12 protein-coding genes are annotated in these 12,921 nt (G+C 43.4%); 10 read left to right on the top strand and 2 right to left on the bottom strand.

Going from position 1 to position 12,921, the window contains the following annotated elements:
• The first annotated feature begins 214 nt into the window (after positions 1 to 214).
• The 3 genes from B3S92_RS02520 (at position 215) to argF (ending at position 4,293) form a co-directional block, all read left to right on the top strand.
• Positions 215 to 1,858, top strand: a complete 1,644-nt coding sequence (locus B3S92_RS02520; protein ID WP_296202401.1) for an ABC1 kinase family protein — start codon at positions 215 to 217, stop codon at positions 1,856 to 1,858.
• 167 nt (positions 1,859 to 2,025) lie between these two features.
• Complete coding sequence (alr, locus tag B3S92_RS02515) at positions 2,026 to 3,171, top strand: alanine racemase (protein ID WP_296202399.1); 1,146 nt, start codon at positions 2,026 to 2,028, stop codon at positions 3,169 to 3,171.
• 201 nt (positions 3,172 to 3,372) lie between these two features.
• Positions 3,373 to 4,293 carry an ornithine carbamoyltransferase gene (gene argF / locus B3S92_RS02510; RefSeq protein WP_296202396.1) on the top strand — a complete coding sequence of 307 codons (921 nt, stop codon included), beginning with the start codon at positions 3,373 to 3,375 and terminating at the stop codon, positions 4,291 to 4,293.
• Between the two features lie 122 nt (positions 4,294 to 4,415).
• Here argF and B3S92_RS02505 read toward each other — a convergent pair whose 3' ends face one another.
• Positions 4,416 to 5,249 (bottom strand): alpha/beta fold hydrolase, encoded by an 834-nt coding sequence (locus B3S92_RS02505; protein ID WP_296202394.1) that lies wholly within the window; start codon positions 5,247 to 5,249, stop codon positions 4,416 to 4,418.
• A gap of 155 nt (positions 5,250 to 5,404) precedes the next feature.
• Positions 5,405 to 6,064 carry a ribose-5-phosphate isomerase RpiA gene (rpiA, locus tag B3S92_RS02500; protein ID WP_296202392.1) on the bottom strand — a complete coding sequence of 220 codons (660 nt, stop codon included), beginning with the start codon at positions 6,062 to 6,064 and terminating at the stop codon, positions 5,405 to 5,407.
• A 343-nt stretch (positions 6,065 to 6,407) separates the two neighbouring features.
• Here rpiA and ilvA point away from each other — a divergent pair, with 343 nt between their 5' ends.
• The 7 genes from ilvA to B3S92_RS02465 all read left to right on the top strand — a co-directional run bounded on the left by ilvA (position 6,408) and on the right by B3S92_RS02465 (position 12,863).
• Positions 6,408 to 7,961, top strand: coding sequence for a threonine ammonia-lyase, biosynthetic (gene ilvA / locus B3S92_RS02495; protein ID WP_296202390.1), 1,554 nt, complete (start codon positions 6,408 to 6,410; stop codon positions 7,959 to 7,961).
• Between the two features lie 91 nt (positions 7,962 to 8,052).
• Positions 8,053 to 8,481 (top strand): RNA-binding S4 domain-containing protein, encoded by a 429-nt coding sequence (locus B3S92_RS02490; protein ID WP_296202388.1) that lies wholly within the window; start codon positions 8,053 to 8,055, stop codon positions 8,479 to 8,481.
• 279 nt (positions 8,482 to 8,760) lie between these two features.
• On the top strand, positions 8,761 to 9,261 hold the full coding sequence (locus B3S92_RS02485) for a low molecular weight protein-tyrosine-phosphatase (RefSeq protein WP_296202385.1): 501 nt from the start codon (positions 8,761 to 8,763) through the stop codon (positions 9,259 to 9,261).
• A 116-nt stretch (positions 9,262 to 9,377) separates the two neighbouring features.
• Positions 9,378 to 10,532, top strand: a complete 1,155-nt coding sequence (murB, locus tag B3S92_RS02480) for a UDP-N-acetylmuramate dehydrogenase (protein WP_296202382.1) — start codon at positions 9,378 to 9,380, stop codon at positions 10,530 to 10,532.
• Between the two features lie 21 nt (positions 10,533 to 10,553).
• A complete protein-coding gene (locus B3S92_RS02475) occupies positions 10,554 to 11,507 on the top strand; it encodes a YdcF family protein (protein ID WP_296202379.1) in 954 nt (317 codons plus the stop codon).
• Positions 11,508 to 11,677: 170 nt separating this feature from the next.
• Positions 11,678 to 11,959, top strand: coding sequence for a cbb3-type cytochrome oxidase assembly protein CcoS (gene ccoS, locus B3S92_RS02470; protein ID WP_296202376.1), 282 nt, complete (start codon positions 11,678 to 11,680; stop codon positions 11,957 to 11,959).
• A 61-nt stretch (positions 11,960 to 12,020) separates the two neighbouring features.
• A complete protein-coding gene (locus tag B3S92_RS02465; RefSeq protein ID WP_296202373.1) occupies positions 12,021 to 12,863 on the top strand; it encodes a sulfite exporter TauE/SafE family protein in 843 nt (280 codons plus the stop codon).
• Positions 12,864 to 12,921 lie beyond the last annotated feature (58 nt).

The raw sequence follows: 12,921 nt of genomic DNA, 5'->3' as shown, positions 1-12,921 counted from the left end.
AACTGAGCCATCTTAAATTTAAGGTGGCTTTTTTTATGAGACTTTTTTATGAGGCTATTTTACTGATAATTTCATTCACTTTGTCTCCTCTAAGCGGCTTCAGCCATTCTTAAAATACTTCTCCCGTGGTATCATTAAAACCAATTATTTAAGCTGATTAAGGCTCCGTAGTGAGTCATGGCTTTGTTTATACTCCTGATATGGGTTGCTCCACATGCTGTTATCTCATCGCAAAAGACTACTTGAGCTTTGGCGCATCGCCGCTCTTCACCGCCTCGATACCCACCTTCCCCTAGAAGAAGCTCCCCAGCTACAATCTGTGGCACGTATGATTAAATCTCACCCTGCTGCTTGGGGCAAGAAACATCAGCCAAATGGGGTGAAGCTTGCGCTAGAAGAAATGGGAACGTTATTTCTTAAACTGGGTCAACTGCTATCTACTCGTCGCGACCTCGTTCCCCCTGAGATTATCGAGCAATTGGTTCAGCTTCAGGACCGAGTGAAACCCTTCGATGTCAATATTGCCATTGCCCAAATCGAAGACCCAAAATTTGGTCTAGGCAAATCAATTAATGAGTTGTTTTCACGTTTTGATACCAAGCCTTTAGCCGCAGCTTCTATTGCCCAAGTGCATACCGCTGCCTTGCATGATGGCCGTGAAGTGGTGGTCAAAGTGGTCAGGCCCGATATTCGTGAGCGTATTGTCTCTGACTTTGAGCTACTACGTGACCTGGCACAGTGGGCTTCTGCTCGCATTGAAGCGGCACGTGCGGTGCGTATTATCGAAGTGGTAGAAGATTATCGTCAGATTATGCTCAATGAGCTGGACTTAACCTTTGAGGCGGACAATACCACTAAGATGCGTAATAACTTCTTAGGCTCTGCGATGATGTATGTGCCCGAGGTTTATGCGGCTTCAAAAAGCGTGATGGTGATGGAGCGTATTGTGGGTGTGCCCATCTCGCAGACTCAAGTCTTCGATGAGTTAGATTACGACCGTGCTGCTCTAGCAGAAAAAGGGCTAACCATCTTCTTTACTCAGGTTTTCCGCGACAACTTCTTCCATGCAGACATGCATCCAGGAAATGTCTTCGTTGAGACCTTGCCAGCAGATACCCCAGAGCCATATCGCTTCTACCCTAGATACATTGGCCTTGATTGCGCCATCATGGGCGAATTATCAAAAGAAGATCAGATGATAGTGGCGCGTATGTTACTGGCGGTGATGAACAACAACTTCAGCAACTTGGTAGATATTGTGAGCCGAGCGGGCTGGATACCGCCCAATACCGATAAGCATGCCTTAACCCGTGACATGCGCCGGACTGTTTCGCCTATGGTCTTAAAACCCATTAATGAAATAGACTTCGCGGGGGTGTTGATGCAGATCTTAGACATCGCTCGTCGCCATCATATGAGCATTCCCCCTCAGCTTATGCTACTCCTAAAAACTTTGGTTCACGTTGAAGGTCTAGGTCGCGACTTATATCCTGATCTTGATATTTGGTCTTTGGCCAAGCCCATTTTGACCGGGTGGGTAAAAGAGCAGCTTGATCCTGCCCGCAATATGCGTGAGTTGCGTGAACAGTTACCTGAACTATTGCTGTCAACCGCTCAGGTTCCTAAGCTATTGGATCAAGGGTTACAAAGCATGGCTTCACAAGGGGCAAGACAAGATCAGCAGCTACGAGAAATACAGCAAATTCGTGCTGACATGCTAAATGACAGACGTAAAGACTGGATTGCCTTAGCCGGCTTCGTCATTAGTGTGGCCATAGCCACCCAGGTTATCGCTTGGCTGTCGCCTATATTTTATATCCTAGCCATTTTGTTTGTGCTATGGCGTATCTTAGGCTAGATGTCAGTCGAGTCCCCAGCTATAAAAAAGATGAATAAATCATTAAATTGCCATTTACATTTAGGCTGACCGCCAATAACGCTAGTCAAACTGATGATTATAGTTAGCCAAGCTGTCAGCCTATATTAGTTATTTCCATTCTTTAGATATCTTAGTGAGTGTTAACCATGCGTAATGCCTCAATTACTATAAACTCTGCCGCTTTAACCCATAACTTAAGCCAAGTCATAAAAAAAATCCCTGAAAAAACCAAAGTTTTGGCAATGGTAAAAGCAGATGCTTACGGTCATGGGGTCAAGCACTGTATTGCAAATTTGCAGCTAGCAGATGCTCTAGGTGTAGCCTGCTTTGATGAAGCGAAGCAGATTCGCAGTTTGGGCTGGCAAAAAGGCATAGTGCTGATCGAAGGGGTATTTAGTCAACAAGAATGGGCAGAGTCTATTGAGGCTGACTGTCAAAGTATTATTCATCATCAAAAGCAAGTACAGTGGGCTCTAGATCAATTACCTGCCGCTGACTCTGCTTGCCGAACTGTGTGGCTTAAATTAAATACAGGCATGAACCGCTTAGGTTTTGAACCCGAAGAGATTGTAGCCGTAGCAAAAACCTTGGTTGATGCCGGATATAATCTTATCCTAACCAGCCACTTTGCCAATGCTGATCGCCCTGACCATCCCTCTAACGCCAATCAAATTAAAATATTTACTGGGGCCTTAACCGAATTAAGAGAGCAAGTAGATAGCAATATCAAAGCCTCTTTATGCAACTCAGCCGGTATCCTTAACTTTCCTGAGTGCCATTTTGACTGGGTACGTCCTGGCATTATGCTTTATGGCAGCACCCCTTTAGAGGGCATTAGTGCTCAGGATTTACAATTAAAGCCCGTCATGACTTTTGCAGCCAGCTTAATGGCGATTCATAACATTGCGGCTGGCGCGCCAGTAGGCTATGGCAGCCGTTTTGTCGCCAACCGCCCTATAGTTAAAGGTATTGTTAGTATTGGCTATGGTGACGGCTATCCTCGAGTGGTTGATGGCTCAGCCTGGGTTACTGTGAAGCAGATGGCCAGTGATAGCACCGAATCTGAGGCAACAGTAAGTTATAAATGTCCAGTCATTGGACGGGTGGCCATGGACATGATTGCCATCGATTTAACCGAAGTGCCTAACCCTACAGTGGGCTACAAGGTTGTCTTATGGGGGGACCCAGAAAAAGCAGAACCTAGCGTTGATGAGATTGCCAACTCTGCTCATACTTTAGGTTATGAATTATTGTGCCGAGTGACACAGCGCCCTACTCGTGTGGTAATTTAGCCCTCACTAACAAATGATGACTATTGAGAGCAACTGCATTTATATTAACTACATTGAAATTAATTGCATTTAGATTAACTGCATTTATATAAATAATAGCGAACTATTTTCACATAGCCAAAAAGTTCGCTATACTGACAGTTTAGTCAATTATTTTTTGGAATCTTCTACCTAAATTAACTGTTATTTAAAGAGAGCCACATGAGCGTGCGTCATTTTTTAACTCTACTCGATTTATCTCCAACCGAGCTTGAAGCCTTAATTAGGCGTGCAAGTGAGCTTCGAAAGATGCAACATGCTGGCGAAGTGTACCAACCCTTTGTAGGTCGTACGTTAGGCATGATATTTGAAAAATCCTCTACCCGCACTCGTATCTCGTTTGAAACCGGTATGGGACAGTTTGGGGGACACGCTATCTTTTTATCGCCTAAAGACACGCAGCTGGGTCGTGGCGAACCTATTGAAGATTCGGCTAGGGTAATTTCAAGCATGGTCGATCTCATTATGATTCGTACCTTTGAGCATGAAAAAGTAGAAAGGTTTGCCGAGTATTCTTCAGTGCCTATCATTAATGCTTTAACAGATGATTTCCATCCCTGCCAATTATTGGCGGACATGCAGACCTATTATGAGCACCGTGGTAGCATCAAAGATAAAATCGTTACTTGGGTAGGTGATGGTAACAATATGTGCTCTTCATTTATGGCCGCTGCCCATCAATTTGGCTTTGAGCTTAGAGTTGCTGCCCCTTACGGCTTTGAACCTAACCCAGATTTAATGGAAAAGTTCAAACACTGTGTGAGCTTAGTAGAAGACGTTCAGGAGGCGGCTAAAGACGCTCACCTAATCGTTACCGATGTCTGGGCCAGTATGGGTCAAGAGAGCGAGCAGAACACGCGCGCCCGTCGTTTCGCGCCTTACCAAGTAACGCCTTCTTTGCTAGACAAAGCAGACCCTGAAGTTTTATTCATGCACTGCTTGCCCGCACACCGTGGGGAGGAAATCTCACATGATTTACTTGATGATCCACGCTCTGTGGTCTGGGATGAGGCAGAAAACAGATTGCATGCCCAAAAAGCTTTAATGGAATTTTTATTAAAAGACAAAATTAAACTAAGCTAACTGAGCACTAATATAAATTATCGTGAATAATAGAAAAAAGGCTAAGTCATTTAAATGACTTAGCCTTTTTATTAATTTAAGATTTAACTTCAAGACACAACATTCATATACAGCATGTCCAGTTAAGCAGTAACCTGCGTTAAGAAGGTGCTTATCACCTCATTTAATTGCTCTGGCTGCTCGACTGGGGTACTGTGCCCCGAGTGCTTAATCACTGCCAGCTTCGAGCCGCTAATAGCAAAATGCATTTTCTGTGCTTCTTCATAAGGGGTAGGTTTGTCTTCATCCCCCACCACAATCAAGGTTGGTAAGGTAATTTCAGGCAAACGGCTTAATACCTCATCACGCTCTATAACTCCAATGGTGGCTCTAGCCGCCCCTTTTTTATCGTTTCGCTTCAGGTGCTCAAGCCAAGTTTTATATTCTTGCTTACGCGACTTATCGTTTAAAAAGGTGTCCCCAAACATAATGGGCATCACCTTTTTACTGATCCGTTTAACGCCTAACCAGTGAATCGCCTTTAGCAGCTTTTCATAACCCGCTTTCTTTTCTGGGCTTTCAGCTTCCGCTGCGGTGTCTAGCAAAATCAAAGACTGCAATAAATCTGGACGCTTTAACGCTACGCGCTGTGCGACATAACCGCCCATAGATAGGCCAACGAAATGGCATTTTTTAATCTGTAATGTTTCTAATAAAGCAATGGCATCGTCTGCTAAGCTGTCCATATCATAACCAGACTTGGTGATTTCAGATTTACCTTGTCCTCGAAAATCGAAGGCAATACAGCGATAGCCTGGTTTGAAATACTCGACTTGTTTGTCATAAAGATGGGCGCCCCATAATAGCCCATGTGCAAATAGCATCACAGGTTTTTGTTGCTCTGGGGGTAGGTTGGCTTGTTCAGGAGCACTGTCTTCGTAATAAATTTCAGCGCCATTAAGGGAGAGGATAGGCATGGGTTTGACGTCCTTGTCAGTCGGTTAATAAATAAGTGGCAAAAATAAATTTGTCGTTCTCAATACGAGATCAAAAACAATCTAAAACTAACGACAAATTGCTATTACTTCTTTATTTAACCATAAACCCACTAGCAGTAGAATAGTATTTTATATTAACGCTGTAACAGCTCTACCCCTGTTGATTTAGCAATTAACAGCTTATCTGCTTGATTGGCGGCAAAAATACCATTACACACTACCCCAACGATATTATTTAGAGTTTGCTCCATCTCGCTGGCACTGGTGATTTCAAGATTATAAGTATCTAAGATCAGGTTTCCATAATCAGTCACAAAGCCTTCACGATACACCGGCTCACCACCCAATTTTACCAATTCACGAGCCACATAAGAACGCGCTTGTGGTAAAACTTCGATAGGTACTGGGAACTCACGGCCTAGCTGCGTGACCCATTTGCTTTCATCGACCAAACATAAGAATTGTTTTGAGGCGGCTGCCACAATTTTTTCACGAGTTAAGGCACCACCGCCCCCTTTAATTAACTGCAAATTAGGATTAACCTCATCAGCGCCATCAATATAAAGGTCCAGCTCGCCCACATAATTTAGGTCCATCACCTCTATTCCCAAAGCTTCTAACTTATCTTGGGTTACTTTAGAGCTGGCCACAGCCCCTTTTAAATTCACTTGCGGCAATAATTCAATCAAGCAGTTCACAGTACTGCCTGTGCCCACACCCAGGATCATTCCGTCGTCAATTGAGGCCAGTGCGGCTTTTGCGACTTCTTGTTTAAGCTTTAGTTGCTGACTCATAGCTGCCCTTTTTATGTATGCAATTAATAAGGTATAAAATCAAATGGTTTAAACAACCAACATTAGTCGTTAATTATGCAGCTGCCATAATACCAAATCCGCCCTTATTTTTCGCCATCTTTAGTTTCAAAAGCTGTCTTTTTAATCACTTAAAAAAAGTTATTTATAAAATAAACTAATATCATCAATAATTTCACTGCTAAAACTTGCACGATTAAAAAAAACAGCATAGGCTTAACAGTTACAAAAATAAAGACATCGACTCCGTTACCAATTATGAGTCACCGTTCATGGGCAAAAACCATTCACCAGACCATCGGTAAATAAATTTTTAGGACTTTCTATGCTATCAAAATGGGTTCGTAACATTCTCCAGGCTACCGTATATGACGTCGCTATTCAGACGCCTTTAGATTTTGCACCAAAGTTATCTGCTCGTTTTAACAACGACATTCGTTTGAAGCGAGAAGATTTACAGCCTGTCTTTTCATTTAAGTTACGAGGCGCCTATAACCGAATTAGTCAGCTATCTGAAGAGCAAAAATCTCGGGGTGTCATTTGTGCCTCCGCTGGTAACCATGCTCAAGGGGTAGCTTTCTCTGCTGACAAGTTAGGCCTTAAAAATATTATCGTTATGCCCACCACTACCCCAGACATTAAGGTTAAAGCAGTCAAAGCTTTGGGCGGTAATGTGGATTTATACGGCGACAGCTTTGATGTCTCAAACCAGTATGCCATTGAGCGCTCAATCAAAGAGGGTTTAACCTATATTCCTCCTTATGACGATGAGCTGGTTATTGCCGGGCAAGGCACTGTGGCTTTGGAGATTAATCAACAGTGGCGAGATGTAGACTATGTGTTTGTCCCAGTAGGGGGCGGCGGTCTACTGGCTGGTGTCGCCGCCTTCTTAGGCGATGTAGCCCCTCATGTCAAAGTCATTGCTGTTGAACCTGAAGGGGCAGCCAGCTTAAAAGCAGCCATTGAAGCGGGAGATCGAGTTAAGCTGTCTCAAGTCAGCTTATTTGTTGATGGTACTGCAGTAGCACAAATTGGTGAATTGCCTTATGAGGTGTTCAATTTACAAAAAAGCGATAACTCAGGCAAACTTATCGAACAAGAAGTAGTGACCTGTACCAATGATGAAGTCTGTGCAGCGGTCAAAGATGTGTTCGAAGAAAGACGCAGCATTGTAGAGCCTTCAGGAGCTCTAGCGCTGGCAGGGATGAAGAAATACTTAAGCCAAAACAAAATTAGCGGCAAAAACTGTGTGGCCATAATCTCTGGTGCCAACATGAACTTTGACCGTTTGCGTTATATTGCAGAGCGTACTGAAATTGGTGAGAAAAAAGAAGCGGTATTTGCCGTTACTATTCCTGAGCGTACCGGTGCTTTCTTAGAGTTCTGTCGTGATCTAAAAGGTCGTAATATCACTGAGTTTAACTATCGCGCACGCAGTCGCACCTCACCGGACTCTTTAGAACCTGCCAGTATTTTTGTGGGTATTGCCTTAAAAGAAGGTGATAAAGAGCGCCACACTATTGCAAATTCCTTACATGAAGCCGGCTATGACGCTCATGATCTAACCGATGATGATATTTCAAAATCTCATATTCGCTACTTAATTGGCGGTCATGCCGGATTAACAGATGAGCAGCTGTTTAAAGTCAGCTTCCCAGAACGTCCTGGTGCTTTACTTAACTTCTTAGAAAGATTGGGCACAGATTACAACATCACCCTATTCCACTATCGAAACCATGGGGCGGCCGATGGCAGAGTATTGGTGGGCATCCAGGCCACAGCCACCAGCTCACTTGCGGTACAAGATATGCTACAAGAGATTGGCTATGACTGTACCCCGGTAACTGACAACGTGGGGTATCAGCTGTTTTTGAAGTAGCTTAATTGAACTTGCTGACTTATACCCCCATAAATAATGAAGATACTCATAAAAACCAGCTACTTGAGTGGTTAAAATTTATAGGGCAATTATGGCAAAATCAAAAGATACTGATAACAATAGCAACTCTCTACAAAAGGTTCGCTTGGACAAATGGTTATGGGCAGCCCGATTCTATCGCACCCGTAGCCTAGCCAAGCAAGCCATTGAAGGCGGTAAAGTACATTTTGCTGGAAGCCGAGTCAAAACCAGTAAAGAGATTAGCATTGGTGATGAGCTTACTATTCGTCAAGGCTCTGCCACTGCCATGACCGAAAAAACAGTGGTGGTGAAAGATCTGTCAGTCCAACGAGGCAATGCTACTGTGGCTCAAACTTTGTATGAAGAGACAGAAGAGAGCATCAAAAGACGCGAATACTTTGCAGAACAACGAAAACTGGCCAATTTGGCTCGTCCAGACACCAAGCCTAATAAAAAACAACGCCGTGATTTACAGCGTTTTAAATACCAAGCTGATTAAGAACGTTGTTAATCGGCTTTACTTAACTTATAAGCGTAACTTATGATCTTAATGTCCGCTTCAACCGTAGCTATTTACCGATAAATGCTGACCTCTGCGTAGCCGTCTTCTACTATCGTTTACCCCCTAACCTTGTTAGAATAGCCTTCACTTTAAGAGGGCTATTTTTATTTGAGCGACTTACCTTTAGTGAGTCTATCAGCAATTTGTTTTAGCACAAAAAGCTACTAATACCCTCTTTTCTCCTACTTCATTAAAATAATTATTAAAGGTTATCTTATGCCTATGTCAGATACGACACCTAAGTCAGTTCTACTAGTTTGTCTTGGCAACATCTGCCGTTCTCCTACAGCAGAAGGCATCATGAGACAGCGTACCGCCATTGCAGGGTTAACCCTAAAAATTGATTCGGCAGGTACTGGCGATTGGCATATCGGTAAGCACCCTGACCCTCGTGCTCAAAGCCACGCCAAACAACATGGTTATAACATTAGCAAACTGGTCGCTCGTCAAGTAAGTCCCCAAGACTTCTTGGATTTTGATTTAATTTTGGCAATGGACTCTCAAAATCTAAAAGACTTGCAACAAATTCGTGAGATTGCCGCACAAAAAGCTGGCGCTGAGGACTTAGCTCGCTTGGCATTAATGAGTGAAGTAGATGCCAGCTACCTCAACCAAGATGTGCCTGACCCTTACTATGGCGGTGAGGATGGTTTTGAAGAGGTTATTAAAAGACTTGAGTCGTCTGTAGATGCTTGGATAGATACTTGGCAACTATAATTGCCGGTTTTTAATTGATTGTTATTAACCCCTAATCCCCTAGTGACCCTGTCATATTTATTTGATAGGGTCACTGCTATAATATTAAGCTTATTTAATTGAGTTCCAAATCGCCTATGAGCCCCTCATCTCAAATCCACAGCACCCAAGCCAATACTGCTAACCTCTCATCAGCACAGAGAACTGCTGAGGGCTTTGCATTGAACAACCTAACCACAGTGGCTGCAGACTTAATTGAGTACAATACCATGCGTCTGTCTTGTCAGGCAGATAGGCTGATTACCCTGAACTTAGAGTCTGATATCGAACCTACGGTGGCAGAGCTTGATAGGCTTGGTACCCCGATATTTGTGCTTTCTGGGGGCAGTAACGTCATTTTGCCTGAAATACTACACGCCAGCGTACTGCATCCTACTTATAAAGGTATCGAGGTTTTAGCCGAAGATACTGACAGCATTACCATTGAAGTCATGGGTGGTGAAAGTTGGCACGAGCTAGTGGTTTATACTGTCAATCAAGGTTGGTATGGTTTAGAGAATTTAGCGTTAATCCCAGGGCTGGTTGGGGCTTCTCCGGTACAGAACATTGGCGCCTATGGGGTACAATTAGAAGATTACATGACCCATGTTAAAGCCTTTCATTTACCCACCCAGATTTGGCATGAGTTTAACAAAAGCGACTGTCAGTTTAACTATCGCGACAGTATCTTTAAACAGCAAGCAGGCCAGTGGCTGATCACCCGAGTAGGTTTTAAGCTGCATAAAGATGCCTTGAAGGTTACCGCGAACTACGGCGATGTCTCTACCTTGGCAATGACTAAAGCAGAGGCTGACTCACGCTCAGAGATTACTGCTAAAGATGTAATGCAGGCCATTATCGAAATCCGTCAATCGAAGCTTCCCGACCCAAAGCAGCTCCCCAACTGTGGCAGCTTTTTTAAAAACCCCATTATTGCTAATAGTCAGTTTATTGCCTTATCAAATGAGTACCCTAACATCGTGGGCTACCCTGTGGGGGATGAACAGACCAAAGTCGCCGCAGGCTGGTTGATAGACAACGCTGGCCTAAAAGGCAAAGGTATCGCCCCCATTTTAACCCATGACAAACAAGCTTTAGTATTGGTTAATCATAGCGCAGCAGACAGTAACACACCGGCCTCTCAGCACGATATTTTAGCCACACAGCAGCTTATCCAGCAGACCATTCAAGATCAGTTTGGTATTGCCTTAGAGCGTGAGCCTGTCTGGGTAAATAATGAAGCCCATTATTAATATATCTTGGTGTCACCTTCGATGACTAAGTCGCCCACTCCGATAGCCCCCATGGTCAATATCGTAATAAAGTCCTCTTTGGTATTTTTATTACTAGGATTAATGACTCTGGTTGGGTTTTATACCCCAGTTTTTTCTACTGTGGGATTGTGGGTGCTTAATCATTTACCGATACCTAAGGTCGCACAGCACTCAAAACCGGTGTTAACTTCCCCTACTGCGATGAAGGATGCCGTCGATAATAAGCAACCTGATACGACTTTATCTTTAAGTATTCCCTTTAATCATCAGCCTACAGCCTATGTTGTGTTAGGCGGTGGTCTTACTGAAGCGGATACCTATCAGGATCAACAAAACCCAGATAAAAATAATAAGACTGAGAATGCTCGGCAAATAAAGTCTAGCATTTCAGCGAGCTATCAACCCAAACCACAAACTGATGAGCCCATACAGCAAGCTCAAGGCTCTTCTTTGCAAAAACCAGACATTGTGCTTAATGACTATACGTTAAGCCGGATGCAGACTGTCATCCAATATCAGCGCAACAACCCATTGCCGATAATACTGACCGGAGTGGATGCCCCTTGGATGAAAGATTGGTTATATAATTACAATATTGAGAATGTCATCACTGAAAATGCCAGTATGAACACTTGCGAAAATGCCCGATTCACTGCCAAACGTCTGCATTTACAAGATGTATATTTAATTACAGATGCCTATCACATGACGCGTGCCCGCCGACAGTTTGCCTTAAATGGCATTCACGCCTTACCAATTCCCGCGCCTCTCCCTATGCAGAAAGGCTGGCTTGAGCCTAGAAATAATGCTCAGCATTCTCGTCGTACTTTATATGAGTTGGCCGCGTATGCTCGTGATGTGTTTGTGCCACAAGATAATTGTCGTCAAGCCAGTGATGTCAGCTTTGAGACCTTATTGCGCAGTCGAAAGCCGGAAGATGTTAAGACATTCTAGTCAGCCTTTTTTGGATTGATTAGACACTTTTTTTTTAGTTTTTTTTACTAAAAAGCATTATAATATATATAAAGGTATATTATATTTTTTTAAAATTAACGACTCTGCTTTTTATGATCTGCTGATATTTTTATTCAATTAATCGTACGCTTAAAAAATGGATGCCTAATATGGTCAGTATGTATTTACTTATTCCGTTAAGCCTTATGCTATTTGTGATTGGTATTTGGGCGGTTCGCTATGCCGTTAGATCCAATCAATTTGAGGATTTGGATAATGAATCGCAGCGCGTTATTTTAGATGACCGCCAGGAACGTAGGCAAGCTCTGGGTGGTAACCCTAACCCTACTACGCCTAAAGCCGATATACCGCCTCCAAAGGTCAATAATCAATCGAATACTAGCAATATCTCACAAGCTGATAGTAAAGATGAATCAGCGGAGGGCAAATAATAGTTGCCAACTGTGAGCCTTCAATTTGCTCTAAAAACCAAACCTTACGGATAATTTTTTTATGACAACTCCTTTATTGTTAGCAGCATTTGCTATGGGCTTTTTTGGTTCTCCACACTGCTTAGGGATGTGTGGTGGCTTGGTTACCGCTTTTGGTTTATCGATGCAAGAGGTAAGCCCTCTAAAAAAACGAGGACTTATTGCCACTTACCATTTTGGCCGACTGATTAGTTATTCAATTTTAGGGGTTATTGCGGGCATTATCGGCACCACCGTTTTAGCCCCAATCCTTATGGGTAACTCAACGCCTCGTATTTTACTGGGCTTGGTATTGGTATTCATTGGCTTATCTATGCTGGGCATGCCCTTTTTAAACAAACTTGAAAAAGTGGGCATGGGCGTTTGGAAAAAACTGTCTCCCTTACGTCAAAAAGTTTTTCCCTTAAACACTTTTCCAAGAGCTCTAGCCGCTGGCTTATTATGGGGTTTCCTACCTTGTGGTTTGGTATATGGTGCCCTGCTTATGGCCGTTGTCGGTAATAATGTTGCTACTGGCGCTTTATTGATGTTCGTCTTCGGCTTAGGGACAGTTCCTATGTTAGTCGCTACCCAAGAAACCGTAGGCTGGTTACACAAACAAATTGGCCGCTATAAATTACGTCAATTAAACGGAATCATTATGATTCTATCGGGATTGGCAGTGATTGCTCTCCCTATGGCAATGAAACATATGGGCGGTCATGGCGACCACGGAGCGCATGGGGGGCATCAAATGCACGACAGCTCAATGTCTGCTCCTGCTGAACACGGCGCTCACGATCAGCATTCTATGGGTAATGAAGATATGGCCGGCCACGACATGCATTCAGCAGAAGAGATGCCTATGCAGCATCATTCTCAATAAAATAGCCTCTCCTCTCATAGCTTGTATAAACACCCCATAACTAGTAGTACATAGAAAA

The sequence above is a fragment of the Psychrobacter sp. UBA3962 genome, assembly GCF_002385225.1.
In the GTDB taxonomy this organism is placed as follows: domain Bacteria; phylum Pseudomonadota; class Gammaproteobacteria; order Pseudomonadales; family Moraxellaceae; genus Psychrobacter.
This window is presented reverse-complemented; position numbering and strand designations above follow the sequence as displayed.